26 protein-coding genes are annotated in these 25,801 nt (G+C 70.5%); 8 read left to right on the forward strand and 18 right to left on the reverse strand.

Annotation, left to right across the window (positions count from 1 at the left end; translation table 11 throughout):
* Positions 1-23 precede the first annotated feature (23 nt).
* Both NR798_RS45950 and NR798_RS45955 read left to right on the forward strand, forming a co-directional pair.
* Entirely contained in the window at positions 24-509 is a 486-nt protein-coding gene (locus tag NR798_RS45950) for a nuclear transport factor 2 family protein (RefSeq protein WP_375768973.1), read from the forward strand.
* Positions 510-995: 486 nt separating this feature from the next.
* Positions 996-1,730, forward strand: a complete 735-nt coding sequence (locus NR798_RS45955) for a hypothetical protein (protein WP_375768974.1) — start codon at positions 996-998, stop codon at positions 1,728-1,730.
* 71 nt (positions 1,731-1,801) lie between these two features.
* Here NR798_RS45955 and NR798_RS45960 read toward each other — a convergent pair whose 3' ends face one another.
* The 5 genes from NR798_RS45960 to NR798_RS45980 all read right to left on the reverse strand — a co-directional run bounded on the left by NR798_RS45960 (position 1,802) and on the right by NR798_RS45980 (position 7,511).
* Positions 1,802-2,329, reverse strand: coding sequence for a cupin domain-containing protein (locus NR798_RS45960; RefSeq protein WP_375768975.1), 528 nt, complete (start codon positions 2,327-2,329; stop codon positions 1,802-1,804).
* 174 nt (positions 2,330-2,503) lie between these two features.
* Positions 2,504-3,043 (reverse strand): hypothetical protein, encoded by a 540-nt coding sequence (locus NR798_RS45965; protein WP_375768976.1) that lies wholly within the window; start codon positions 3,041-3,043, stop codon positions 2,504-2,506.
* A gap of 193 nt (positions 3,044-3,236) precedes the next feature.
* The gene (locus NR798_RS45970) at positions 3,237-4,742 is read right to left on the reverse strand and encodes a bifunctional metallophosphatase/5'-nucleotidase (RefSeq protein ID WP_375768977.1); all 1,506 of its coding nucleotides are present in this window, start codon (positions 4,740-4,742) and stop codon (positions 3,237-3,239) included.
* A gap of 76 nt (positions 4,743-4,818) precedes the next feature.
* The gene (locus NR798_RS45975; RefSeq protein WP_375768978.1) at positions 4,819-6,186 is read right to left on the reverse strand and encodes a B12-binding domain-containing radical SAM protein; all 1,368 of its coding nucleotides are present in this window, start codon (positions 6,184-6,186) and stop codon (positions 4,819-4,821) included.
* 155 nt (positions 6,187-6,341) lie between these two features.
* Positions 6,342-7,511, reverse strand: a complete 1,170-nt coding sequence (locus NR798_RS45980; RefSeq protein ID WP_375768979.1) for a hypothetical protein — start codon at positions 7,509-7,511, stop codon at positions 6,342-6,344.
* Between the two features lie 443 nt (positions 7,512-7,954).
* On the opposite strand from NR798_RS45980, the gene NR798_RS45985 reads away from it, so the two are divergent.
* A complete protein-coding gene (locus NR798_RS45985; RefSeq protein WP_375768980.1) occupies positions 7,955-8,650 on the forward strand; it encodes a hemerythrin domain-containing protein in 696 nt (231 codons plus the stop codon).
* Here NR798_RS45985 and NR798_RS45990 read toward each other — a convergent pair.
* From NR798_RS45990 to NR798_RS46000, 3 genes are all read right to left on the reverse strand, one after another.
* Entirely contained in the window at positions 8,643-9,062 is a 420-nt protein-coding gene (locus NR798_RS45990) for a hypothetical protein (protein ID WP_375768981.1), read from the reverse strand. The two genes, NR798_RS45985 and NR798_RS45990, sit on opposite strands and share 8 nt — an antisense overlap.
* A 10-nt stretch (positions 9,063-9,072) precedes the next feature.
* On the reverse strand, positions 9,073-9,690 hold the full coding sequence (locus NR798_RS45995; RefSeq protein WP_375768982.1) for a TIGR02265 family protein: 618 nt from the start codon (positions 9,688-9,690) through the stop codon (positions 9,073-9,075).
* A 245-nt stretch (positions 9,691-9,935) separates the two neighbouring features.
* On the reverse strand, positions 9,936-10,556 hold the full coding sequence (locus NR798_RS46000) for a DUF2378 family protein (RefSeq protein WP_375768983.1): 621 nt from the start codon (positions 10,554-10,556) through the stop codon (positions 9,936-9,938).
* Positions 10,557-10,920: 364 nt separating this feature from the next.
* Between NR798_RS46000 and NR798_RS46005 the strand changes: the two genes are divergently transcribed.
* The gene (locus tag NR798_RS46005) at positions 10,921-12,738 is read left to right on the forward strand and encodes a sigma 54-interacting transcriptional regulator (RefSeq protein WP_375768984.1); all 1,818 of its coding nucleotides are present in this window, start codon (positions 10,921-10,923) and stop codon (positions 12,736-12,738) included.
* Between the two features lie 28 nt (positions 12,739-12,766).
* On the opposite strand, the gene NR798_RS46010 is transcribed toward NR798_RS46005, so the two are convergent.
* From NR798_RS46010 to NR798_RS46020, 3 genes are read right to left on the reverse strand one after another with little or no spacing between them, the layout of a single operon-like run.
* A complete protein-coding gene (locus NR798_RS46010) occupies positions 12,767-13,081 on the reverse strand; it encodes a hypothetical protein (RefSeq protein WP_375768985.1) in 315 nt (104 codons plus the stop codon).
* Entirely contained in the window at positions 13,078-14,226 is a 1,149-nt protein-coding gene (locus NR798_RS46015; protein ID WP_375768986.1) for a serine hydrolase domain-containing protein, read from the reverse strand. Before NR798_RS46015 ends, NR798_RS46010 begins: the two co-directional genes overlap by 4 nt.
* 30 nt (positions 14,227-14,256) lie before the next feature.
* Positions 14,257-14,877, reverse strand: coding sequence for a hypothetical protein (locus NR798_RS46020; protein ID WP_375768987.1), 621 nt, complete (start codon positions 14,875-14,877; stop codon positions 14,257-14,259).
* Positions 14,878-14,980: 103 nt separating this feature from the next.
* Between NR798_RS46020 and NR798_RS46025 the strand changes: the two genes are divergently transcribed.
* Positions 14,981-16,687: an MASE1 domain-containing protein gene (locus tag NR798_RS46025; RefSeq protein WP_375768988.1), complete on the forward strand. Its 1,707-nt coding sequence runs from the start codon at positions 14,981-14,983 to the stop codon at positions 16,685-16,687.
* A 9-nt stretch (positions 16,688-16,696) separates the two neighbouring features.
* Here NR798_RS46025 and NR798_RS46030 read toward each other — a convergent pair whose 3' ends face one another.
* The gene (locus tag NR798_RS46030) at positions 16,697-17,179 is read right to left on the reverse strand and encodes a hypothetical protein (protein ID WP_375768989.1); all 483 of its coding nucleotides are present in this window, start codon (positions 17,177-17,179) and stop codon (positions 16,697-16,699) included.
* Positions 17,180-17,290: 111 nt separating this feature from the next.
* Complete coding sequence (locus tag NR798_RS46035) at positions 17,291-17,890, reverse strand: hypothetical protein (protein WP_375768990.1); 600 nt, start codon at positions 17,888-17,890, stop codon at positions 17,291-17,293.
* Between the two features lie 179 nt (positions 17,891-18,069).
* Here NR798_RS46035 and tkt point away from each other — a divergent pair, with 179 nt between their 5' ends.
* A complete protein-coding gene (gene tkt / locus NR798_RS46040) occupies positions 18,070-20,124 on the forward strand; it encodes a transketolase (protein WP_375768991.1) in 2,055 nt (684 codons plus the stop codon).
* 49 nt (positions 20,125-20,173) lie between these two features.
* Here tkt and NR798_RS46045 read toward each other — a convergent pair whose 3' ends face one another.
* Positions 20,174-20,713, reverse strand: coding sequence for a GNAT family N-acetyltransferase (locus NR798_RS46045; protein WP_375768992.1), 540 nt, complete (start codon positions 20,711-20,713; stop codon positions 20,174-20,176).
* A 213-nt stretch (positions 20,714-20,926) separates the two neighbouring features.
* Between NR798_RS46045 and NR798_RS46050 the strand changes: the two genes are divergently transcribed.
* A complete protein-coding gene (locus NR798_RS46050) occupies positions 20,927-21,337 on the forward strand; it encodes a hypothetical protein (protein ID WP_375768993.1) in 411 nt (136 codons plus the stop codon).
* 84 nt (positions 21,338-21,421) lie between these two features.
* Here NR798_RS46050 and NR798_RS46055 read toward each other — a convergent pair whose 3' ends face one another.
* Genes NR798_RS46055 through NR798_RS46065 form a run of 3 tightly spaced genes read right to left on the reverse strand, consistent with a single transcriptional unit; the run spans position 21,422 to position 24,184 of the window.
* Positions 21,422-22,000 (reverse strand): SRPBCC family protein, encoded by a 579-nt coding sequence (locus NR798_RS46055; RefSeq protein WP_375768994.1) that lies wholly within the window; start codon positions 21,998-22,000, stop codon positions 21,422-21,424.
* Positions 22,001-22,012: 12 nt separating this feature from the next.
* Positions 22,013-22,897 carry a biotin-dependent carboxyltransferase family protein gene (locus NR798_RS46060; RefSeq protein WP_375768995.1) on the reverse strand — a complete coding sequence of 295 codons (885 nt, stop codon included), beginning with the start codon at positions 22,895-22,897 and terminating at the stop codon, positions 22,013-22,015.
* Positions 22,898-24,184 (reverse strand): LamB/YcsF family protein, encoded by a 1,287-nt coding sequence (locus tag NR798_RS46065; protein WP_375768996.1) that lies wholly within the window; start codon positions 24,182-24,184, stop codon positions 22,898-22,900. It lies immediately after the preceding gene.
* 281 nt (positions 24,185-24,465) lie between these two features.
* Between NR798_RS46065 and NR798_RS46070 the strand changes: the two genes are divergently transcribed.
* Complete coding sequence (locus NR798_RS46070; RefSeq protein WP_375768997.1) at positions 24,466-25,092, forward strand: hypothetical protein; 627 nt, start codon at positions 24,466-24,468, stop codon at positions 25,090-25,092.
* Between the two features lie 74 nt (positions 25,093-25,166).
* Here the strand turns inward: NR798_RS46070 and NR798_RS46075 are convergent, their stop codons facing one another.
* Positions 25,167-25,784, reverse strand: a complete 618-nt coding sequence (locus tag NR798_RS46075; RefSeq protein WP_375768998.1) for a glutathione S-transferase family protein — start codon at positions 25,782-25,784, stop codon at positions 25,167-25,169.
* Between the last annotated feature and the right edge of the window lie 17 nt (positions 25,785-25,801).

Here is a 25,801-nt window from a genome sequence, read left to right on the forward strand (position 1 = left end):
TGTGGCTCTGCTACACCCCGCGTATGCACCCCAACGCCCAGCTCCTCACCGACTTCTACGCCGCCTTCGCCCGCCGCGACGGCGACGCCATGGCCACCGCCTACCACCCCGACGCCGAGTTCTCCGACCCCGCCTTCCCCGGCCTGCGCGGCGCCCGCGTCACCTCCATGTGGCGCATGCTCTGCGAGCGCGGCACCGACCTCGAGCTCACCCTCAAGGACGTCCAGGCCGATGACCGCACCGGCCGCGCCCAGTGGGAGGCCCGCTACACCTTCAGCGTGTCCGGCAACAAGGTCATCAACCACGTCACCTCGGAGTTCGAGTTCAAGGACGGGAAGATCCTCCGCCAGACGGACCGCTTCGACTTCTGGGCCTGGGCCCGCCAGGCCATCGGCGGCCCCGCCGGCGTGCTGCTCGGCTGGACTCCCCTCGTGCGCAACAAGGTCCAGGCCCAGGCCCTGCGCTCGCTCGACAAATACATGGAAGAGCGCGGAATCAAGGGAGCGTAAGGCTTCTCCCAATTCCTCTCATTTCCCTTCCAGAGCCATACAAGTCTTCTGGCCCTGGAGGAACGGGCCGGTCACCTGTCACCCCCCAGGGTCGTGCTCCACCCTGGCGGCGCGGCAGTTCCCCTCCGAAAAACCCTCGCATCCCCCTCCCTGCGCCATCGTCCCACAGACGGCCCGGATGCCCCGCCCGCGCGTGGAAAGATGTATCACCGCCGCACTTTCACGGCTTTCAATCACGAACATCACATGCTGCAAATGCAAGATTTCAGCAGCAACATTCCATTTGTATTTGCCGCTGAGAATTTGTATTGATTTAGCGTCGTGAGTTCACGCGGGCCGGGTGTGCCTCAAGCGAAGTGAAAGATTTCCGCTCCAGGTGCAGGGAGCCAAGATGTCAGGAAATGATTCCTTCGAGGCGATCCCATCCGGTCCCGTCCCATCAATTGCTCGTGACTGAGCACTCCACAGTGAGTGCGGGAGGGCATCATGAAGGCAGTGCTGAACCACATCACCGACCGGCAGACCCGTTTCGCCGAGCACCACGTGTTCGATGGGCTCCAGCAGGACGGCCCGCTGGAGCAGGTGCTGGCCTTCGCCCCGCGGCTGGCCTTCTGGGTGATGAGCTTCCAGGACGTGCTGCGCCTCAACGCCCAGCGGATGCAGGACCCGGAGCTGGCCATGCTGATGCTGCGCCATCGCCAGGAGGAGCGCGGACATGACCACTGGTTCTTCGAGGACGCCGCGCAGCTGATGGGCCGCCCCTTCAAGCTCACCGAGCCGTGGGGCCGTACCCATGAAGCCATCCGGGACGCCAGCTACGCCATCCTCGCCGAGGTGATGCGTCCGATGGATGACAGGCTGCGCATCGTGCTGGTGCTGACGCTGGAGTCCACCAGCCACGCCTTCTTCAGCCGCACCGCCAACCTCCCGCAGACGCTCAGCCACGGCAAGCGCCTCAAGTACTTCTCCAACCACCACATGGAGGCCGAGGAGCAGCACGAGGTCTTCGAGGAGCAGATGGAGGCGATGCTGCTGGGCATGGAGCTGAGCCCGGAGCTGCGCGCCGAGGCCATCGCGCTGGTGGACCGCATCTACGCGGCCTTCCACTCCATGTTCGATGGGTTGCAGGCGGAGCAGCCGCAGGCCGCGGTCCAGCCCGAGCTCCACAAGCGTCCGGCCGTCACCGCCAAGCGGGCCCTGGCCGCCGCTGCTACTCGCTGAGCGCACCCCCCTTCTTCAACGGCCGCCGGTGGTTCGGGCTCGTCCCGTCCCGCCGGCCGCTCCCGGAGGCCCTACGGGGCCTCGACGGTGTTGAAGAAGGACTTGATGACCTGCTTGCCCTTCACCTCCCACACAATCACCTGGCCCTGGCGGATGAAGTAGCTGTCCCCGGCCTTGTAGGAGTGGGTGTTACCCGCCTCGTCCGTCAGGGTGACCTCGCCCTCGAGGATGGTGGCGTGCTCGGTGAAGGGGAAGACGATGCGGATCTTGCCCGTCGTCGCCTTGAAGAGGCCGGCCGCCACGGGGCCCTTGGCGTAGTCGATGCGGGCGAAAATCTGGGGGTTGCCCTCGAGCACCCTGCCGCCCAGCCCCTCGGGCGCGCCCAGGGCCACGAACCCGGCCTCGCTCACCGGCTTGCCCCGGGGCGAGTAGACCACCATCGACGCGGCGGCCTCGGCGCTGTCCGCGCTCTGCAGCGCCGCCGAGGTGGCCTCGAAACCGTCCGCCTGCTGCTCCGCCCCACCACACGCCGTCAGGAAGCCCGCGAGAACGACAGCGCCGAGGTTCAGCATGCGGTGGAGGCAAGCGCGACGGAACATGAACACTCCCGGTTTCGTTGTTCGCAAATATTTATGCCACCCCCTGAATCCAATGTCTATGCAAATTCGGCGTGGGACGCGAAAAACAAACCGGAAGTCGCCCTTTTTTACGCTCACCCTCAGCGCTGTCTGTCTACCATTGGCTCCGTCTGTCTACCATTGGCTCCGTCTGCCTTACCACTTGAGGTGGTAGGTGCAGGCGCGGGCGCCCTTGGTGCGGCAGCCCGCGGGGTCGTGGTCGATGCGCAGGCGGATGGAGCCCTTGGGCTGGAAGCGGTCGTAGAGGGCTTCCATGATTCCCTGGTCGAACTCGCAGGGGTACGGGTTGTCGGCGACCATGCGGGCGGAGCGGTCCGCCTCGGGGGTGAAGCGGTAGCTGCCGATGTCCCCCTTGCCGCGGTGGTTCATCCGGTAGGCCACGTCCAGCGAGCCCAGCGCCGCGCCGAACGAGTCGATTCCCGGAGGGAAGACGGCGCTCTTGGGCACGGCGCGGCCGATGGCCCGGGTGGTGTTCGGCCCGACCTGCTTGAGGATGTCATCGAAGCTGTCGAGGACGCTGGGCAGGGGGTACCACTTCTCCGGGTCCAACGGCTCGATGCCGTGGGAGGCCAGCACCCGCTGCGCCTTGAGCTTGAGGAACTCCATGGCGTTGATCAATGCCTGTACGCTCTTCCCATACACCTCGACATGACCTGAAAGTGCGTTGCGCGTCATGACCACTCCTTCTTCTGGCTCTCGAGAGCATTACCCAAACACGAGGCAGAGGGATTCTCCCTCAAGGGCCTGTCCTCAGGCGAGACACCTCGGCGCTTGAGTTGAGATTCCGCTGCAATTAATTATTTGCCGCGTGCTTGTGCAATCCCTACCACCGCGCCACACATTGCGCGGGGATTTCCATGGCAATCCATTATTTGCCGTGTGGCTGTCCAACTTCTGGCGTCGTATTGCCATTGCGCAGTGCGTCCATGAGCAATGTGTGTGCATTCAGCTCCGTGCGGCGCACGTTGCCCGCCAGGGACAGCGCTTCCTTGTAGCCACCGGCGACGAACGCCTGGAAATCCAGCGTCCCCACCCGGTACGTCGCCTCGGGCTTCACCGGCTCGTCGCCCGCCGCCGGGTGGGAGGGATCCTTCAGCACCCGCAGGCGCACCGGCCGCCCGTCCTCCACCTCGTAGCGGATGCCACTGCGCTGGCTGTAGCTGTCCGTCCCCCGCTTGGACTCGCTCAGGGCCACCCAGTCCGCCAGCTGCGCCCCCGTCAGCTCCGCCGTCACCAGGAAGTTGCGGTACGGCACCGCTCCATAGAAGTCCTCCACCGTCACCTCCCCCGCGGGCAGCCCTCCCCGGAAGCTCGCCGACAGCGCGAAGAAGGCGTGCACGCCGGCCGCCCGGCGCCACACCTCCGTCGCCCAGGTGCCCACCTCCGCCGCGCCCTCCGTGAGGCCCTCGTCACGCAGAGGCCTGTCCAGCCGCCCCAGCACCTCGAAGCGCTCCGGCCTCTTCGCCACCAGCTCCCGCTGCAGCCGCGCCACCTTCTCCGCCGTCTCCGGCTCCTCCCGCCTGGTGCCGTCCAGCTTCACCAGCCCGCCCTCCACCCGCTCCAGCTGCTTCCCCCGGAAGCGCAGCCGCACCTCCGAGAGGTAGGCGAGGTACTGGTACGGCGAGAGGTACCAGGTCCGCGTTCCCGGCAGCACACCCAGCTCCACCTTCTGGTGCGAGTGCGAGCCCATGATGATGTCGATGCCCGGCACCTCCCGCGCCAGCGCCTCGTCGTCCTCGCGCAGTTGGTGCCCCAGCAGCACCACCGCGTCCACGTGCTCCTGCTCGCGCAGGGCCTTCACCACCGCGCGCGCCGCCTCCGTCGCGTCCGTCCACCGCGTCCCCGCCGGCAGGTTCTCCGCCTTCACCAGCCGCTGCATGTCCGGCCCCGCCACCGCGAAGAAGCCCAGGCGCACGCCCCCCACCTCCTTCACCAGGTAGGGCTTGCCCTCCACCCGCAGGTAGGGCGCTCCATCCGCCCCCATCAGGTTCGCGCTCAGCACCGGGTAGCTCGCGCTCGCCCGGCACCGCTCGAAGGCCTCCGCCCCGTAGTCCAGGTCGTGGTTGCCCAGCGCCATCACGTCCAGCACGCCGTTGAACCACGGCCACTCCACGCACCCGTACTCGTCACTCCACGTGGGCACGCCCTTGTTCAACGTGTCCCCGCCCGACACCACCAGGGTGTCCGGCCTCGCCTTCGCGTCCCGGACATAGGCCAGCGCCCGGGCCACCCCGCCCTGCCCCGGCTCGCCCTCCGAATAGAAGGGCACCGCGTGCGAGTGGTAGTCCGTCATCCCCACCAGCGTCACCGTACGCGTCGTCTGGCAGGCGGGAAGCAACAGCAGGCTCGTGACAAGGGCGAGGGGCTTCTTCATGTGCGGGGGGCTCCTGCTCCCTCCCTTCACACCCCGGTACTCGGGCCGTCAAGCCGTGCGCCCCGCCCCGGCGTCCTCACGCCGCGGGCGACCACCAGCCGGCCGTGTCCGGGCAGGGAGCGGCCCACTCCTCCAGCCCTTCGATGCTCTCCGGATGCCTGCCTTCCGTGCGGCGAAGCGCCTCCGCCAGCGCCTCCATCCGGCTCCAGTCCTGCTCATCGAAGGAGTGGCTGCGGATGACACTGGGAATGGGCTCGTCGTTCTCCACGAGGCCCCACCGTGCCCGCTCGCGCTCCAGCGCGGTCCCTCGCAACAACATGAGCGGAAACGCCTTGAGCACCGGCACCCGCTGCCGCAGACAGAAGTCGATCGTCTTCCGGAAGGACTCCAGCGTCTGCTCGGGCAGGCCGAAGATGATGGAGACCTCGAAGGGAATCTGGCGGGCATGGAGGGCGTGGATGCCCTCATGTACCTTCTTCAGGGCATTCACCCGCTCCACCGCCCGAGCCTCCCGCTCGTGGATGGTCTGCAGACCAAATTCGAGCCGCACGTCGAGCCCCTCGCACGCATCGAGGAACTCGTCGTCCAAGGTCGAGAAGTGGCACTGCAGCGACAACCGCCCGCGGTAGCCGAGCCGCCGCAACGTCCGCAGCACCGCCAGCGCGTGGTCTCCCAGGTTGAAGAGCGGATCCAACACGGCGATGTCATCCACCGACGAGCGCACGAACAGTTCCATCTCGCGCTCCAGCCGAGCCAGCGGGATGTCCCGGCGGCGCAGGCGGCTGCCCGCTTCCCGGTGCTGGCAGAACGAGCACCGGAAAGGACAGCCCCGCTGCGTCTCCCAGCGGATGAACCGCTGCCCTCCGGCCAGCTCGATGACCCCATCGAGAAAGGGGGAAGACAGCTTCTCCAGCCGCGCCTGCGCCTGGAGATGGCGGTCCACCTGCCCCGCCCAGTGAACGCCCGGGAACTGGATGCGCTCGGACGTTGCGGCGAGCGCCACCATGGCCTCCTCGCCATACCCCCGGACGAAGGCATCCGCCTCGGGATAGAGCTGCTCGAGCCCCGGCCCCGCGTAGGAGATCTGTGGTCCCCCGAGGATGAGGCGCCCCCTGAAGCCGTGCCGCCGGAGCGCCGCCAACAGACTCTTCACCACCCGGTCGTTCCACACGTACACACCCAGGCCCACGTCCACCTGCTCCGGCCCAGCGTCCCCGACACTCGCGAGCAGGGTTCGCAGGATGTGCTCCTCGCTGAAGCCGGCACGGTTGATGGCGAAGGAGAACGCCCGCACTTCCACTCCCGCGCTCAGCAACGACGCGACAATGGAGGCATGCCCCAGGGGAACCCGCGGATCCTTATCCCGGGTCCAGTCGATGGACACCAGGACGACGCGCCGAGGCCGGAGAGACGCAGAGAGGACCTCGACGGATTGAGCGGACATGAGCCCCCAGGGAGTGGTTCAACCGCAATGGCCGTGCACGTCACCGACAGCTTCCACCTGCCTCCGACGGAAGGGGAACAGAAGAATTCAACGGAGTGTCTCACCGGGTTCACCTCGGGAACCGGCTCCCCCACCGTTCCTGGTGCCTCCGGGCTCTACGGCCAGAAGGCCGGCGTCTCCTCCAGTCCGGCCTCCGGCTCCACCACTTCCACCCACTCGGAGCCATCCCCATCCGGGGCCCGGTCGCGCCGCACGATGAACATCAACCCGCACTCGCCCTCACAGGCGAGTCGCTCCTCGTACTCGGACTCGTACACCGCACGGATGCAGCCGCAGCCCGCGCAGCGGACGCTGATCCCACTGCACCAGCCACACCGGCCCACGTCGAGGAGCGGTTCGGCCGAGCCGCCGTCCAACAGGGGCGTCCAATCAATGAGCGCGGGAGGGCGCTCCTCACCGGGGTCGCACATCTCGCAGACCGTCCAGTCGCCCTCCACGTCCAGCTCCGCCTCGGCCTGGAGCGGAAGCACGGTCCCGTAGGTGAAGTAGCGGCACCACAAGCCCACCCGCCGCTGCATCTGCGGACTCAGCTCGCGGAAGGTCTCCGGGAGCCGTCCGAAGTCCAGTGCCCAGTCCTCCTGGTCGGAGGGCGGCTGGAGCCCCTCACAGAGCGCCACCAGCGACTGGAGCGCCGCGGGCTTGGACGGCTCGGCATACACGCGCTCCACCACCGGCACGACGATGCCTTGGGCCCTCAGCTCGGCATCGACCCGGTCACGCAGCCGCTGCCCCTGCACCATGATGGGCTCGACACAGACCCGCTCCAGCATGTCGAAGGGCAGCGTCTGGTTGTCGCAGGAGATCTCGCACGCGAACCAGTCCCACCCGCCCAGAGTCCCCGCGCCCAGCTCCGGCACCAGCTCGTCGAGCTGCTGCTCCGTCCGCAGCGCCGCGCTGGCCCATCCCCCGTGGAGCGAGGCAATGCTCGACCGCGTGATGCGGATGTCCCGCATCCGGGCGAACACCCCCGGCTGGAAGACCAGCATGATCGGCCCGTAGATGTTGGGGATGGTCCTCCTGGAGCGTGCGTACACGGACCCGAGGTCGTTCAGGTTGCCGAAGACCCGCCCGAGCACGCCGAGCGCCCTGTCCTCCGCGTCCGAGTAGAAGGCCGTGAAGCCCTCGCCATCCCGGCGCATCAGCTCCCCACGGCAGAGCACCGCACCGGCGGCGCAGTAGTTTTGGAAGTTCCGCCAGTTCTCCGAATGGAAGAACCGCACGCCACGCGTCTGGAACCTCCGGGCGATATACGCGTCCAGAGTCACTCTCGCTCCGATCCCATGGATTGATGCCGCCGGTTCCAACCCTGGCGGTCGGCAAAGGCCGCTCCTACCCCACAGATCGCCCCTAAGGACGTCCGCGGTGCCCACGATCTGACAGGCCCCCACCGAGGTTCCCGGCATTGACGCCCTCGCCATTTCCCGTCCGATGCGCCCATTGTCTGGGCTCGCATCAAGCGTTGGTTCTCGGGTGGCTCGGAGAGTCCTCCCCCGAAGGGAGACGGCGGGCGCGCCCTCCTCCTGGCGCGCGGCTCTCCGCGGCCTCTCAAAAGGTGTCCGACTGTTGGACAACTTCGTGCGGCGGGGCCCGGAGGGTGCTTGCCTGCCCACCGGCCTGCCGTGGGCCCTGGCCCGCTCCGCTCCGGCACGCAAGCCGCACCATCGCCACCCTTCCGAGCGAGACAGTCCAGGGGAAGGAACATATGGGAATGGATGCCATCGCGCTCTTGAAGGCGGACCACAAGACCGTGGAGACGCTCTTCCGCAAGTTCGAGCAGGCCGGCCGCAACGCGAAGAAGCTCAAGCGCAAGCTCGTGGATCAGATCGTCCGCGAGCTCGCCATCCACGCGGTCATCGAGGAACAGGTCCTCTATCCGTCGATTCGCGCCAAGGCCACCCCGCTCGAGGACCAGGTGCTCGAGGCCCTCGAGGAGCACCACGTGGCCAAGTGGCTCCTCAAGGAGCTGGAGAACCTGCCTCCCGAGGCCGAGCGCTTCGACGCCAAGGTGAAGGTGCTGATGGAGAACGTCCGCACCCACGTCAAGGAAGAGGAGCGCTCGCTGTTTCCTCAGATGCGCAAGGCCTTCAGCACCCAGGAGCTGCGCGACATGGCCGAGGCCCTGGTGCTCGCCAAGCGCGCCGCGCCCACCCGGCCTCATCCCCGCGCTCCGGATACTCCGCCCGGCAACCTCGTCGCGGGCGCCATGTCCGCCGTGCTCGACATGGGCAAGGACGCCCTGCGCGCCGCCCGCCGCAAGGCCGAGGGCCTCTCTCCCTACCCGGCGACGCGCGCCGGCAAGCGCTCCCGCAAGCCGCGCTCGCGCCAGGACTCCTCGCGCGACCTCCAGCAGGAGGGCAATGGCTCCGTGGAGGACATGGCCACCGAGTCCTCCTACCTCATGTGAGGAACCCCGGCAGCGGGGAGACGTCCGGCGCCACCCACTCGCGCCGCGCCGTCTCCCCCTCCAGCGTCTCCTTGCGGTAGTGCCGCTCCAGCAGCTTGCCGTCCCTCAGCCCCGGGTGCGCCTGCTGGAAGGCATTGAACGGCTCCAGCTCCGGCGTCTCCTGGAGCGCCCGGTACACGTGCGCGCTCCACGCCCGCGTCACCGTCTCGTGGTACTTGCCCGCCGCTCCCAGCGCCGTCGCGTAGCGCTGGATGGTGCCGCGGATCCGCTCGTAGCCCGCCTCGGGGCCGTGCCGGCGCAGGTACAGCCACGCCAGCCTCACGTGCTCCCGGTGCCCGAAGCGCTCTCCCGGCCACTGCGCTGCTTCCACCGCCGCGAGGAACTCGTCGTCTCCCGCTGTCTCCGGATTCATGCCGCGCAGCCTACTCCCACGCGAACGCGAACCCTCCATCCAGCCCGTCCACCCACTCGCGCTTCACCCAGACCCGCCGTCCGCCCGTCGCGCGCAGCAGCCCCTCCAGCGCCCCCTCCTGGCACGCCGCGGGCAGGAAGTCTCCCCGCCTCACCACCCGGCCACTGCTCAGCCCCGTCCACTCCACCGACAGCGCCCCGAAGCTCATCGTCTGCCGGTGGATGTCCGGCGCGCTCTCCATCATCCGCCGCGGGCTCCCATGCGTCAGCACCTTCACCACCCGCCCCAACGGTGACGCCAGGTAGTCCGCGTTCGCCCTCCGGCCCAGCTCCCGTAGCGCCGCCTCCCCACCGCCGTACCTCGGCCCCAGCTGCCTCGCCGCGCACGCGAGCATCCTCAGCAGCGAGCGGATGGGATAGCTGAACACGTCGACGAAGCCCTCCTCGCCACTGGCCTCCAGGCAGCCGCGCACCGCCGACTCGTCCCCCAGCCTCCGCACCGCCTCCAGCGCTCCCTTGAACAGCACCCCGCGCGCCGTGTCCTCCTCCCGCGCCTGCGCCATCCTCCACACCAGGTCCCGCTCCCAATCGCCCGGCGATTCCATCAGCGACACCGCCTGCATGCTCATTGGCCGTACCTCGGTGCTGAGGGGAAGTCCGCGAAGACTCGGCTGCGTCATGGGAGACCCGGGGGTGCACCGGCCATGCCGCGAGGGCCGTTCCGCCCCCCTTTCGTCCGCTGCTCCACACTGGCTCGTCCCCCGGTGCAACCTCCCCGTGCCCACCGTCCGCTGGCCGACACCGTCCGGGTCCCCCGGGGCGCAGACGCTGCGTGGTCCCTCTCGACCCGCACACGCAAACCCTGCGCGCCCCCTCACTCCCAGGTGACGAGGTACTCGCTGTCGAGCACCTCCAGCCGCGAGCCGCTCACCCGCACCGCCCGCGCCTTCATCCCCTCGAGCGCCGCCAGCAGCACGCCCTCGTGCCAGGCGCACGGCATGAAGTCGCGCCGCATCAGCACGCGGCCCCGCGCCGGGCCCTCCAACGTCACCGTGCGCTCACCGAAGTTCACCGCCGCCCGGTACGCCGAGGGCATGTTGGCCAGCAGCCGCCGCGTCTCGCCCTTGGAGAGCAACAGCAGCGCCTTGCCCGCCGCCGACTTGAGCAGGTCCGCCGTGGCCCGCCGCCCCAGTTGCCGCTGCGCCTCGGCCCAGCTGCCGCACCGGCGCTCCAGCACCCGCGCCGCCGCCTCGCTCACCTTCAGCCAGGCCTCCACCGGGTAGTTGAAGAACTCCACGAAGCGCGGCTCGCCGCCCGCCTCCACGCACTGCCGCACCGCTTCCTCGCCCTCCAGCGCCCGCACCGCCTCCAGCGCCCCCAGGAAGAACGTGCCCCGCACCGTGTCCGCCGGCGTCGCCAGCGCCAGCCGCTGCTCCAGGTCCTCGCGCAAATCCTGCGCTTCCACCACTTCGACCTCGCACGTGCTCATGCTCATGGCACCGCCCCTCCGCGTCATCCACCCTAACCACGGCCTCCCCAACCCCCCGCCCCCGCCTCCCCCCGCGTCGGCTGGCCGACGTCTCCCCGCTCCCCGACTGCTCGCTCCCGCACAGTGACGCCCCCGCGCGATCGGCCCGCCCCCGCTCCGCCTACAATCGCCGTCACTGTATGCAGCCTCTCCACGCCGCCACGCCGCCGTCTCCACCGGCCGTTTGCTTCGAAAATGAAGCAGCGTGCCCTGCCGCCCCACGAGCCGGCAACCCCCCTCCCGCTATGCCCCCCTCTAGACCAGAGGCCACTTTCTTGATTTCTCTGGAATTCAAACCAGGCTTCACGATTGACGCGGAAGCGCATCAGAGATGACGGTCATCCAGGACTCCTCCACCCTCCCGCGCAGCGAACGCAAGCCCCTGTACGTGCAGGTGGTCACCCAGCCCGCCCTCCACGGGTGCTGGGCCGTCAACATCAGCGAGACGGGCATCGGGCTGATCGCCACCCCCAGCGGGCCTGGCGAGGGGCCTCGGGAGGGTGAGGATCTGGAGATGGCCTTCACGCTGCCGGACACGCGCGCGCGCATCCGCGTGCGCGGCGTGGTGCGCTGGAGGCATGACCCGGAGGAGCGGGACGACGGCGCGGTGACGGCCCTGGGCGTGAGCTTCCACGGCTTCGAGGGCTCGGACGGGGTGACGCTCAAGCGCTACCTGTTGGACCACCAGCTGTACGTGGCGGTGGTGTACGCCGAGGAGACGGAGCTGCGCGGCCTGCGCGAGGCGCTGGAGAGCCACGTGCGGCTGCGCTTCGTGCCGGCCCCCGAGGACGTGGACACACTGCTGGGCCGCGGCGACATCAGCGCGCTGCTGGTGTGCGGGCGCGACGAGGCGCGGGCCATCGCCCTGGTGGAGCGGCTGGCGGCCCGGCGCGCCGAGGCGGACCCCACCGGCGCCGGGCCCGCCAGCGACCTGTCCCCCCGCATCCTCTATTGCGCCCCGGCCGTGCCCTCGCGGCTGGTGGAGCTGTTCAACCAGGGGAAGATATTCAGGGCGCTCGTGCCGCCCTTCGAGCCGGTGGCGCTGCGCCAGGCGGTGCTCCAGGCCAGCCGCGAGCTGGGCCTGCGCACCGAGCAACGCCGCGCGGCCCTGGAGCTGGAGCGCAACCTGCTGCGCGAGCGCGCCCGCGAGGCCCCCTCGCTCTCCCCCGGCACGGGCGTGGGCAACGAGCCCGGCTTCCGCAGCCCCGTCATGCGCCAGGTGCTGGAGATGGTGCGCGTGGCCGCTCCCCACCGCGTCGCCGTGCTGCTGCAAGGCGAGACGGGCACCGGCAAGGAGGTGCTCGCCCGCGTCATCCACCGGCTGAGCGGCCGCAGCAACCAGCCCCTCGTGGTGCAGGACTGCGGCGCCCTCACCGAGACGCTCCTGGAGAGCGAGCTCTTCGGCCACGTGAAGGGCGCCTTCACCGGCGCCGTCGCCGACCACCCCGGCCTCTTCGTGCTCGCCGACGGCGGCACCATCTTCCTGGATGAGATTGAGAACACCACCCCCAACCTCCAGTCCAAGCTGCTGCGCGTGCTGGAGAGCGGGGACGTGCGGCCGGTGGGTGGGACGCAGATCCGCCGCGTGGACGTGCGCATCATCGCCGCCAGCAACCGCGACCTCGCCGAGGAGGTGCGCGCCGGACGCTTCCGCAGCGATCTCTTCTACCGGCTCAACAGCTTCACCATCGACCTGCCCCCGCTGCGCGAGCGCCCCGAGGATATCCTCGACCTGGCGCGCTACTTCCTCGGGCACTTCAACCGCACCCTGCGGCGCTCGGCCAGCGGGCTGTCCACCGAGGCCGAGCAGTTGCTGATGGCGGCGAAGTGGCCGGGCAACGTGCGCGAGCTGCGCAACTGCATCGAGCGCGCCGTGCTGCTGTCCACGGACGCGGAGCTGGTGACGCGGCGCCACCTGCCTCCGGCCCTGGTGAACACCACCGAGGCCACGCGGCAGCCGGTGCGCGTGAGCGGCGGCAGTGCGGGCTCGCTGAGGGATAGGCTGGAGCAGATGGAGAAGGAGATCATCCGCGACGCGCTCGAGCGCCACGGCGGCGTGGTCCGGCGCGCGGCCGCCGCCCTGGAGATGGACCCCGTGACGCTCGGCCGCCGGGTGCGCCGGCACGGACTGCTCACCAAGGAGCCGTGAGGGTACGGCGCCCCGGTGGAAGCGGCGCCTACTCCAGCACGCAGCCGTCGCGCGCACTGACGAAGCGGGCCTTCTCGCCCCACAGCAGCGCCGCGGCCGTCTGCACGCTGCGCTCCTTGTAGTCCACCGTCAGCGTGGCCACCGCCGGGCTCGCCGCCGTCCAGCGCCGGCAGTACTCCTCGCTCATCTCCATCACGAAGACGCACGAGCAGAAGTCCTTCGCCGTGTAGGAGGTGACGAGCTGCAAGTCATTGTTGTCGTAGGGGCGCCGCACCGTGTCCCCGCTGTCGCAGGAGAGGGACGCGGCACACGCGAGCACCAGCAGCGCACGGCTCGGGCTCATGGCAGCTCCTCCACCACCGCGAGGGCCAGCTTCAGGAAGGTGTCCAACGAGAACGAGCCGTCCCGGTCATCCGCCGTACGCACCACGATGAGCTCCTTGGAGGGAATGATGGAGATGGACTGGCCCCAGTGCCCCCGCGCCGCGTAGGCCCCCTCGGGCACGCTGGGGAAGGGCAGTTCCGTCTGCACGCCGAGGATGGGGCGGTTGAGCCACCACTGCCAGCCCTGCACGTCGTCCCGGCCCCGCTCGTACGACTTGCGCTGGATGGGCTTGGACACCTGCGTCGACTGAGTCACCCAGCCCTCGGGAAGCACCTGCTCGCCCGCCCAGCATCCGTCGTTGAGGTAGAAGAAACCGAACTTCGCCAGGTCCCTCGGCGTCGCGTGCAGGTACGAGGAGCCCACCACCACGCCCTTGCCGTCCCGCTCCCAGGTGGCGCTCTTCATCCCCAGCTTGTCGAGCAGCAGCACAAAGGGCCAGTCCTTGCCCACCGAGGGCCGCAGCGCACTGTCCAGCACCCCGGCCAGCAGCGTGGCGTCTCCCGACGAGTACCTCCAGGACGTGCCCGGCTCATCGCTCCGCTCGTGCGCGGTGATGAAGGACACCATGTCCCGGCGGCCCTCGCCGTACAGCATCGCCAGCACCGAGGACGTCTGGTACGTGCCGCCGTTCTCGTAGTCCTCCCGCCAGTCCAGCCCCGAGGCGAACTCCAGCAGGTTGCGCACCGTGATGGCGCAGTTGTCCTGCCGCTTCGCCTTCACGTGCTTGCAGATGGAGTCGTCCAGGTTCACCGCGCCCTGCTTCACCGCGATGCCCACCAGCGCGCTGGTGAAGCTCTTCGACATCGACCAGGCCAGGTGCCGCTTGCTCGCGTCGAAGCCGCGCCCGTAGCGCTCGTACACCACCCGGCCCTTGTGGATGATGACGACGCCATCCGTGCGCACGCCCTTGCGCTCCTCGTCCTTGCCCTGGAGCGTGAAGGCGTAGTCCTCCAGCGCCTGGATCTGCGCGGACCTCGCCGCGGCGACCTCGGCGCGGGCATCGGGCCAGGTCTCCGTGGGCCAGGGAGTGGTGGGAGGGGTGGGGCAATCAGCCCGGGCCGACGGCGCGAGCGCCAGGGCCGTGGCCAGGAACAGGGGGGTCATTCCGCGGAGTCGACGCATGAGGGCAACCGGTCAGAAGGTGTAACGCAGCAGGGGAACCACCACGGCCCGCGAGGCCGTCGCCTCCACCAGCGAGCGCGGACGCTCGGGGACTCGCGTGAGCGTGGGCGGCGGCACCGGCGCCGTCGCGCGCATCGTCAGCGTCACCGCCGTGGGCAGCACCAGCGCCTCCACCAGCGTGAAGAGCGCCGCGTCCCCCAAATCATCCACCGTCGCCCCGAGCACCACCGCCCCCGTCACCGCCAGCACATGCACCCCCAACGCCACCCAGACCGCCGGCTGGAAGCGCACGCTGCCCGGTTGCAGCGCGTTGCCCACCAGCCACTGCGTCCCCGTCACCGCCAGCGGCGGCAACGCCAACAGCAGCACCATCGCCGGAGCCGCCGCCAGCACCAGGTCCGGCGACAGCGTGCCCACCCACGCGCTCAACGCCAGCGTCGCCGGCACCGACACCAGCGCCGCCCCCGCCCCCGTGCCCAGCTCCAGCGCCGTCCACCTCAACGGCTGCTCCCTCATCATCCCCGCCGACGGCAACAGCCGGAGCGGCTCCGGCTCCGCCCGGGACGTCATCGGCACCATCCACAGCACCAGCGCCAGCGCCAGCGCCCACGCATCCGCTCGCAAGGGGAACATGCGCCCGTGTCATATCATCGACACGCCGCCCCCGTGCCTCCCACCGGGGGGGCTTTCCGCCGCCCTTGCCTTCGTGCCACCGTTGCCCCCACTGCGGGTACGCGTGCCTGACTCCAAGCACATCCTCCAACGCTGGCCTCCGCTCGGACGGCTGGGCCTGTTCTGCCTCGTGTACTGCGCCAGCATCGCCCTGGGCATGCGGCTCAACCCGCCGGACGAGCACTTCTCCGTCCTGTGGCCCCCCAGCGGCGTGCTGCTCGCCGCGCTGCTGCTCTCCCGCTTCCGCGACTGGCCCGCCCTGCTGCTCGTGGCCTTCCTCCTCAAGCCCCTCGTCTCCTTCCCGGAAAGGGTGCCGCATCTGGGCGGCTTCCTCTTCTCCCTCGGCAGCATCCTGGAGGCGCTCGCCGGGGCCTTCCTGCTGCGCCGCTACGTCGGCTTCCGCCCCTCCCTGGAGCGCGTGCGGGACGTACTCGCCCTGGTGGGGCTCGGCGCCCTGCTGAGCACCGCGCTCGGCGCCACCTCGGGCGTCACCCTCATGGCCCTCCAGGGCACCATCCGCTGGGAGCACTGGGGCAGCCAGTGGCGCGTGTTCTGGGTGGGCGATGCCATGGGCGTGCTGCTGGTCACCCCGCTGCTGCTCTCCTGGTCCACCCGCGGCCTCGAGGGCTGGAGCCGCGCGCGCCAGGTAGAGCTCGCCGTGCTGCTGGGGGTGCTCGTGCTCGCCGTGGACACCGTCTTCCACGGGAAGCTGGCCACCTCCACCGTCTACCACCCCGTCAGCTACCTGGCCTTCCCCTTCATCCTCTGGGCCGCGCTGCGCTTCGAGGTCCGCGGCACCGCGGCGGCCATGCTCGCCCTGACGGCCGTGGCCCTCCAGCACACCCTCGAGGGCAACGGCCCCTTCGCCCTCGCCCCCCAAGGCCGCGCCAGCACCGGGCGCCTCGTCTTCCTCCAGTCCTTCCTGGCCGCCGTGGGCGTCTCCGGGCTGCTGCTGGCCGCCGCCCTCGGCGAGCGCCGGCGCGCCCAGGAGACGGCCACCCTCCTCAACCGCGAGCTGCGCCAGTCCCTGCATGCCCTGGCCACCGCCCAGCAGGAGCTGGTGCGCCGCGAGCGCCTGGCCGCCCTCGGCGAGCTGTCCGCCAGCGTCGCCCACGAGGTGCGCAACCCCCTGGGCGTCATCGCCAACTCGGTGGCCGCCCTCACCCGCCTGGCCCGCCCCGAGCACTCCACCTCCTGGGAGCTGCTCGGCGTCATGGGCGAGGAGGTGGCCCGGTTGGACCACCTCATCAACGGGCTGCTGGACTTCGCCCGCCCCCAGCAGCCCCGCCTGCTGCCCCAGCCGCTCGGCCCCGTGGTGGACGGCGCCCTGGAGGCCTCGCTGCGCGCGCAGCCCAAGGATCCGCGGGTGCAGGTGGTCCGCGAGGTGGACCCCGCCCTGCCCGAGCTCGCCCTGGACGCGCAACTGCTGCACCTGGCGCTGAGCAACCTCTTCATCAACGCCCTGCAGGCCATGCCCCAGGGCGGCACCCTGCGCGTCGAGCTCGGCCATGGGCAGGCGCGCGGCGGCATCCCCCACGCCCGCATCTCCATCACCGACTCGGGCCCGGGCATCCCCCCCGAGGTCATGGCCCGCCTCTTCGAGCCCTTCTTCACCACCAAGGCCACGGGCACCGGCCTGGGGCTCGCCATCGTGCGGCGCATCGTCGAGGCCCACCAGGGCCTCGTGGAGGTGCGCTCCACCCCGGAGCAGGGGACGACCTTCATCGTCCTGCTGCCCCTGGCCGGGACCGCCCGCGCCTCCGTGGCCTGAGCCGCTCCGTCAGAACGGGATGCCGCTGTCGTCGTCTCCGCCGCCGCTGAAGTCGTCGTCCCCGTGTGGAGGCGGCCCGTCCTCCCCACCCCCGCCCTCGCCGCGCTGCCGGGCGATCTCCGCCTCGATGGACGCCAGCAGCTGGCGCTCCCGGTCGTGCCACCGCGACTTGCTCGGATCGTTCAGCGAACGCTTCGCGCCATTGGCGTAGTACTCCAGGTCGCCCATGCTCGCGCCGCGGATGGGCGCGCCCTTGCTGCGGCCGTAGTTGGGGAACACCTCGCCCGCGCCCCCCCCGCCGCCGCCCCCACCACCGGAGGGCGCCGCACGGCGAGGCGCCGCCGCCGCGTCCGGCGTCGAGCCAATGCTCATCTCGCCCAGCTTCAGCGAGAAGCCGTCCCCATTGCGGAACGCCGTCCCCACCCGCACCTGCTCCACGCGCCCGTCCGGGCGCCTCACTGCCACCGTCACCGGATAACCCTGATCGCTCATTCCCGCCGGAAATCACTCCCGCCCCACCGTGTCAACGACTCCGGGGGGCAGGGGTGCACGGGCCAACCCGCCCTGGAGGCAGGCAGGCGTCCCGGCGGGACCGGCCCGGGCTCAGCCGCGGCTCAGCTCGACCCGCTCCTTGCCACCCTTCTTGCGCACCCAGGCCTTGGGCTTGGGCGGCGCCGCGGGCTCCGGCCTCTTGGGCGCGGCCTCCGCCAGCGCCTTCGACGCCGCACGGCCCCTGGGCAGCACCACGTCCGGCACCGACTGCGGCGCCGCGTCGTCCACCCACTTGTCCGGCCGCCGGTTCGACTTCACCAGCAAGCGCAGCTTCTGGTAGTGCGCCGAGCAGTACCCCTTCGAGCGCGCCGGCCGCTTGCACCCCATCACCGCGCACCGCTTGCCCTCCTCCGTGCGCGCCGCGGGCGGACGGCCCCGGCGCGCCGGCACCACCTCGGCCTCCTGGGCGCCCCGCGCCGCCGGCACCGCCGCGCCCCGGCCCCGCGCCACGCCCGGCAGGGTGATGCCCGGCAAGGCCAGCTGCAGCGACTGCATCCGCGTCGCCAGGGGAGCCAGCCGCTGGACGATGTCCACCAGCTCCTCGATCACATCCAGCCGCTCTCCCATGCGCGTGATGGCCTTGTGCATGGGTCCCAGCCGGCCCCGAAGCTCCGCCTGGACCATCTCCCGCAACGGTTTTTCGATCGACATGCGCGCACCATATGCCACTCAGTGGTCTTGACCGCCAGCCCCTCGGACCTCCGCTCTGTCGACCCGGCCACGCCCCGCCCCCGCCCCGTCCACCTCCGCGCATCCCATGCCGAATGCTGCGGCACTCCCGCCCCGCTTCGGGCATGGTGCGGCGTCCGCGGGCACGAGGACTCCCAGACATGACCCACGATTCGACCGATTGGCTTTGCATCAACACCATCCGCACCCTCGCCATGGATGCGGTGGAACAGGCCCACTCGGGCCACCCGGGCGCGCCCATGGCGCTGGCGCCCGTGGCCTACCAGCTGTGGCAGCAGGAGCTGCGCTACGACCCGACCGCCCCCATCTGGCCCAACCGCGACCGCTTCGTGCTCTCCAACGGGCACGCCTCCATGCTGCTCTACGCCCTGCTGCACCTGACGGGCGTGCGCCGCGTCACCTCGGAGTACACCACCGAGGACCAGGTGGCCATCGGCCTGGAGGACCTCAAGAAGTTCCGCCAGTTGGACAGCTCCACCCCCGGCCACCCCGAGTACCGGTGGACGAGCGGCGTGGAGACCACCACCGGCCCGCTGGGCCAGGGCGTCGCCAACAGCGTGGGCATGGCCATCGCCAGCCGCTGGATGGCCGGGCACTTCAACCGCCCCGGCTTCGAGCTCTTCGACTACGACGTCTGGGCGCTGTGCGGTGACGGAGACCTGATGGAGGGCGTGTCCAGCGAGGCCGCCTCGCTCGCCGGGCACCTGAAGCTGCCCAACCTGTGCTGGGTCTACGACAGCAACCACATCAGCATCGACGGCGGCACGGACCTGGCCTTCACCGAGGACGTGGGCAAGCGCTTCGAGGCCTACGGCTGGCGCGTGCTCCGCGTGGCCGACGGCAACGACCTGGACGCGCTCTCGCAGGCCTTCCGCACCTTCAAGCAGGACCGCGGCCAGCCCACGCTCATCATCGTCACCACGCAGATTGGCTACGGCGCGCCCAAGAAGCAGGGCACGGCCTCCGCGCACGGCGAGCCCCTGGGCGAAGAGGAGCTCAAGGGCGCCAAGCGCAAGTACGGCTGGCCCGAGGACGCGAAGTTCCTGGTGCCCGAGGGCGTGCGCGAGCGCTTCACCGAGCGCATGGGCGAGCGCGGCCGCAAGCTGCGCACGGAGTGGGAGGCGCGCTTCGCCGAGTACCAGAAGCAGTTCCCCGAGCAGGCGGACCAGCTGCAGCGGATGCAGCGGCGCGAGCTGCCAGCGGGCTGGGACAAGGAGCTGCCGGTGTTCCCCGCGGACGCCAAGGGCGTGGCCACGCGCGAGTCGAGCGGCAAGGTGCTCACCGCGCTGGCGAAGAACTACCCGTGGCTGGTGGGCGGCTCGGCGGACCTCAACCCGTCCACGAAGACGTACCTGTCGTTCTCGGGGGCGATGAAGCCGGGGGACCAGACGGGGCGCAACATCCACTTCGGGGTGCGCGAGCACGCCATGGGCTCCATCATCAACGGCCTGGCGCTGAGCAAGGTGCGCCCCTACAGCGCCACCTTCCTCATCTTCAGCGAGTACGAGCGGCCCCCCATCCGCCTGTCGGCCATCATGGAGCTGCCGAGTATCCACATCTTCACCCATGACTCGATTGGCCTGGGCGAGGACGGCCCGACGCACCAGCCGGTGGAGCAGCTGCCGAGCCTGCGCGCGATTCCGGGGCTCATCGTGCTGCGCCCGGCGGATGCCAACGAGGTGACGGAGGCATGGCGGGTGATTGCGCCGCTGAGGCACCAGCCGGTGGTGCTGGTGCTCACGCGCCAGGCGGTGCCCACGCTGGACCGGACGAAGTACGCGCCGGCCTCGGGGCTGGCCAAGGGCGCCTACGTGCTGTCGGACACCAAGGGCAAGCCGGACGTCATCCTCATTGGTACGGGCAGCGAGGTGCAGCTGTGCCTGCAGGCGCAGGAGCAGCTGGAGGGCCAGGGCGTGAAGGCGCGCGTGGTGAGCATGCCCTCGTGGGAGCTGTTCGAGCAGCAGGACGAGGCGTACCGCGAGCAGGTGCTGCCCTCGTCGGTGCACGCGCGCGTGGCGGTGGAGAAGGCCGCGACGTTCGGCTGGGAGCGCTTCGTGGGACTGCGCGGCGCCGTGGTGGGCATGCGCAGCTTCGGTGCCTCCGCGCCGCTGAAGGCCCTGCAGCAGAAGTTCGGCTTCACCGTGGACAACGTGGTGAAGGTGGCCCGCGAGGTCATCGAGCAGGCCAAGAAGTAGTCACCGGGTAGCGCCCCCTCTCCCTTCGGGGAGAGGGGAAGGGCTTGGGCTACCGCCGCGAGCGCCGCGCCTCCCACTCGGAGCGCAACAGGCCCCACACCTGCTGGTCCTTGCGCTGGCCCTCGATGAAGTAGTGCTCGCGCATCACGCCCTCCAGCGTGAAGCCGAGCTTCCTCGCCAGTCCCTGGGACGCGAGGTTGTCCGCGGCGGTGGTGAGCCAGACGCGGTGCAGGAAGGGCCACTCGAAGAGCCGCTCCAGCGCCATCCCCACCGCCCGCGTGCCGAGCCCCCGGCCGTGGTACGCGCTGGAGAGCATATAGCCAAGCTCGATGCGCCCCTGGAACCGCGACAGCTCCCGCGCGGCCACCGTGCCGATGATGCGCCCGTCGAACTCCACCATCCACCGGAAGCTCCTGGCCTTCGGGTCCGACAGGTCGCTCGTCGCCTCTTGAAGCCGCTTGAGCAGCGACTCACGCGAGGAGGGCTCCAGCGGCATGAGCCTGCGGGACACGGGCTCCTCGCGCATGGCCATCCAGATGTCCACGTGCTCGGGCAGGGCGGGAACCAGACGGAGGTCCGGAGTCGTCATGGCCGGCACTGTACCGCCTGCCCTCCGGGAAACCGTGTCACATGGGCGTCCCACCCAGCCCCACGCGCGTAACCCCTTGGGAAAAGGGCTTCTCTTTTCGCCCGGTGGACCCTCACGCCCAGCGGCCTGCCGGGCAAGCCCCCGCTGCACGAAGCGGGAGCGCGCCTCAGCTTCCCGACCGCAAACGAAACACCCAACGGAGGGGAGACACACATGACGAAGACGAAGCTTCTGCTGGCGGGACTCGTGGCTGGGGCGGTGGCGTTCGGGACCGGGTGCAAGACGGACAAGGGCACCACGAATACCGGCACGGACACGAGCACCATGTCGACGGATGCCGGCACGGGCGGCGCGGGCATCGACACCATGGACCGGGGCCGTGAGGAGGTGGATCCGCTGCCGCAGGAGGGCACGCGCGAGATGGAGCCCGGCGTGCACGATGACATCCCCGCCGAGCCCGGCACGGGCGGCACGGGCCTCGAGCCGGAGCCCATGGACCGGACGAACGACACCCTCGGTGGCGAGACGAGCGACGAGCCGCTCAACCCGGGCGCCCCGGCCAATGAGCCCATTCCGGAGGAGGGCATGACCGGCACCGAGCGCAACCCGGAGCCCAAGCGCTAACGGCCTGGCCTCACGCTGAAATGAAACGGCCCACGGGCGCGAGGCTCGTGGGCCGTTTCGTCTGCCAGGGATTCGAAGAGCGGCTCACGGCACGGCGGGCGCGGCCTGGGCTGCCTCCTGCTCCGCCGCCCGGCGCTTCTCGGCCTCGGCCTTCAGGTGCTTCAAACCCTGCTCGAAGTTGTTGCCGAGCATGGTGTTGATCATCCCCACGAAGTAGCCACCCATGGGAGGCAGGGTGCCGGTGTCCGTCCAGGTCACCTTCGTCCCGCCGCCCTCCTGGGTCCACGTGAGCGCGCCGTGCGCGTTGACCTCGTCGCGCGTCTCGATCATCTCGTCGATCCACACGCCCGAAACCAGCTCGCTCTTCGTGATGGTCATCTTGCCGAGCCCCATCTTCGGGCCCTGCCACGCCCACCACGCGCCCACGCCCGAGGAGGGACCGCCGTACTCGTTCTTCACCTCGGGGTCCATGTCCTTGGTCCACGCGGCCCAGGACTGCCAGGACTTGAGGTCATTCACGAGCGGGTGGATGTGCTCGGGCGAGGCGTTGATGACGATCGACCGCTCCACCTTCCACTGCCTCGGCAGGAACAGCCCGACCACGGTCAACACCACCACGAGGCCCACGAGCCCCAGGCCCAGACGCTTCAGCACGCGCTTCATGCACTCCCCTTGTCACCGGGTGACGGATTCCGGCGCGGCACCATACACCGGGGCGTGCTGACGCCAGATTTCACGCGCCTCGTCCACGCTCACGGCGCGGAAGCGCACGGCGGCCCCCGGCCGGCGGGCGGCCAGGCGTCCCCAGTCGGCGCGGATGACCACGGCGAGCACCGGGTAGCCGCCCGTGGTGGGATGGTCCGGTCCGAGCACGATGACTTCTCCGGACGCGGGCACCTGGAGGGCGCCCCGTACCATGGGCCCGGAGAGCCCCGAGCCCTCATCCGCCTGGGGCAGCCCCGGTCCGCGCAGCCGCATGCCCACGCGGTCGCTGGTGGGCGACACGGTGAAGGCGCTCTCCAGCAACACCTCCACCGCATCCGCGCCAAAGCGCCCCAGGTCCGGTCCGAGCACCACGCGCACCTCGGCCTCCAGCGGCAGCGCCGGGCCCGGCTCCTCGCGCGAACCGCCTCCAGTCCCGAGCGGCAGCACATCCCCGCGCTTCAGCGCCCGGCCCTCGACACCGCCCAACCGGGCCACCGGCAGCGTGCCCCGGCCGCCGAGCACCTCGGGCACGTCGAGCCCGCCCTCCACGGCCGCATAACGCACCACGCCCGCCTCGGGCGCCGGCACGGAGAACTGCCCGCCCGCCTCCACCCGGAAGGCGCGGCCATCCACCGACACCCAGGCGTCGCGCCCGTGCAGCCGCAGCTCCAGCCGCCCGTAACACTCCAGCGCCGCCGCGCGCCACACGTTGCCCACCGAGCGGTTGGCCGCGGCGAGCCACTCGGGCACCAGCGCGCCTCCGGGCGGCACCCCGTGGTGCATGAGGCCCACGCGGCCTCCGTCCTGCACCATCACAGGCCCACCGGCGCCGAGCACCTCCAGCCATGCGTCCATTCAGTCCACCCGCTCGAAGAGGACCCGGTCCCCCAGGCGCAACAGCGCACCGGAGCCGGGCTGGAAGGGGGTGAAGTCCACGGCGGTGCCGAGCAGGTTCCACCCGCCCGGCGAGGCGAACGGGTAGATGCCGGTGCGGCGCCCGGCGAGCCCCACCGCGAGCCCCGGCACGCGAGGCCTCGGCGTCCCCAGCCGGGGCACGGCGATGCGCCCATCCACCTCGCCCAGGTAGGCGAAGCCGGGGAGGAACCCCACGCTACACACCGTGTACTCGCGCGAGGCGTGCAGCAGCACCACGTCATCCACCGAGAGGCCCACGCGCTCGGCCACGGCCTCCAGGTCCGGCCCGTCGTAGCGCACGCGCACGGTGACGAGCGGCGGCTCCTCCAGCAGCGCGGGAGTCACGGCCAGGCGGCCCAGCACGCGCCGAGGGTCCTCGGGAGGCGCCGCCGGGTCGAAGTACACGCTGGCGTACTCCTCGCCCACCACCACGTCCACCACCCCGGGCTCGGCCTTCAGGGTCGCGAGCACCGCGCGCCGCTCCAGCCGCGCGGGCAGGACGAGCCGCAACGCGCCCTCGCCGAGGGGCTCGGCGCGCAGGGAGAGCACATCCAGCACGGCGCGCACCTCGCGGGCCATGTCCACCGCGCCCGGAGAGTCCCCGTGCACGCACAGCGTGTCCACCGTGCCGCCGAGCGCCAGCCGCAGCGCGTTCTCCCGGGCCACCGCGGGGTCGCTCAGCACCGCGCCCGGCTGCCCGCGGGGAATGAGCGAGCCATCGGGCCGGGTGCCCCGGTCCGCGAAGCCCTCGCGCGCATAGTGGAGCCCCGCGGCCCGGGCCGCCTCGCGCAGCGCACCGGAGCCGGGGCCGAGGAAGGTGATGCCCGGGCCGAGCGCCTCGACGACGCCCTCGACGACGGCGCGGGCGAGCGCGGGGTCGCGGTTGGAGGCGTGGTACAGGGCGCCATGGGGCTTGGCGTAGCGCACGGGCACGCCCATCTCGGAGGCGAGCGTCACCAGCCGGGAGCACTGGGCGGCCACCTGGGCGCGAAGCACCTCGGGGGCCACCTGCAGCTCCTGGCGGCCGAAGTTCGCGCGGTCCTCGAAGGAGGGGTGCGCCCCGGCGCGGGTGCCATGGCGCGCACAGGCCTCGAGGGCCCGGCGCATGGACTGCTCGTCACCCGCGTGCCCGCCGCAGGCGATGTTGGCCACCTGGGCGCACGCGTAGAGCCGCTCGTCCTCCTCGGGCAGCTCGCCCAGGTCGATGTTGAGGAGACACTCCGCCATGGTTCCGCCGCCCCCGCGCGTGGAACGACCAGATGCCGCTGCGCCGGAATCTGGCGTCTGGCGCACGGTAGACCTGGACCCGCTCGCGGTCCACATCCACGAGCCAGCGCCCGGGACTCCTTCAATGAGGCCCCTGGAGGAGGACGACAGCACCCCGGGCACGGGGGCGCCTCACCCGGAGTGCCCCCATCCAGAGGGGCCAAGGGGGGTTCGAATAAACTCCGCGGGCCTCCGTCTGACTCGGTGTTGACGGAAACGACCCCAACCCAAGGATGAACACCATGAACCGCATTTCTTCCGCCCTCATCGCCTCGCTCCTTCTCGCCGGCAGTGCCCAGGCCCAGCAGTGGGGCCGTCCGAACGAGCGTGCGCAGGACCGCCAGGAAGTCCGCACGGACCGGCGTGAGCTCCGGGACGACCGGCGCGATGTGGCCGATCTGCAGAACGTGCTGGAGCGCTTTGACCAGGCGTGGTCGCGGCAGGACGAGCGCGAGATGTCGTCGGTGGAGAACAGGCTGCGCGAGCTGCTGCGCGCGGAGCTGCACGAGAGCCGCGTCGAGCTGGAGAAGGACAAGCGGGAGGTGCGTCGGAGCACCCGCGAGGCGCGCTGGGGCCGTGGGAAGGCGGATGACCGGCGCGACCGCCGGGACGACATCCGGGACACGCGCGTCGAGGCGGCCACGCTGCAGACGCGGATGGCGATCGCCCGCGAGCTCAACTGGGTGATGGGCAACCGCAACTACGCGGACCTGCAGCGCGAGCGCAACCTCATCGTGCAGCTCATCCAGGTGGCCCAGCACGAGGTGCAGCAGACGCGGCAGGAGCTGCGCGAGGACCGGAACGAGCGGCGCGAGGATCGCCGTGAGGACCGTCGTGAGGACCGCCGCGAGTCGCGTCAGCGCTGGTAGTCCACACCACTCCCTCCCCCTTGGGAGAGGGCCGGGGTGAGGGTCTCCACCCCCACCCCGAACTTCCCTGCCGACTACAGGGGAGGCAGGGACTTGCGGACGCTCTCGCGCGACTCCATGCGAGCGACCCAGGCCTTCACGTTGGGGAAGGCCTCGAGGTCCACGCCCATGGGGGTGCGCAGGACCAGGGCGGAGACGATGGAGAAATCCGCGAGCGTCAGCTTGCCGCAGAGGAACTCCTTGCCGGCGAGCGTCTTCTCCAGCACGGCCAGGTCACGGCGGACCTTCTCCATGCCGGCGGCGTACTTCGCCTCGTCCTTGGCGCGGCCGAAGAACTTCGCGTAGAGGGTCTCCATCATCACCTCACCGGTGGAGGCGGCGAAGGTGCTGGCCTGCCACTGGAGCCACTGCTGCACCAGGGCCATGCCGCGCGCGTCGGCGGGCAGCAGCCCGCTCTCGGGCTTCTTGGCGGCCAGGTAGCACATGATGGCGTTGGACTCCCAGACACAGAAGCCGTCGTCCTCGACGAGCGTGGGGACCTTGCCGTTGGGGTTCTTGGCGAGGAACTCGGGCGACTTGTGCTCGCCCTTCGCCATGTCGACGGTGACGAGGGTGACGGGCAGGCCGAGCTCGTGGATGACGGCACGGACCTTCAGGGCGGCGCTGGAGAACGGGTTCTCGTAGAGCTTCATGGTGCTTCTCCGGGGGA

It is taken from the genome of Archangium gephyra (assembly GCF_042230915.1).
Lineage (GTDB): Bacteria > Myxococcota > Myxococcia > Myxococcales > Myxococcaceae > Archangium > Archangium gephyra_B.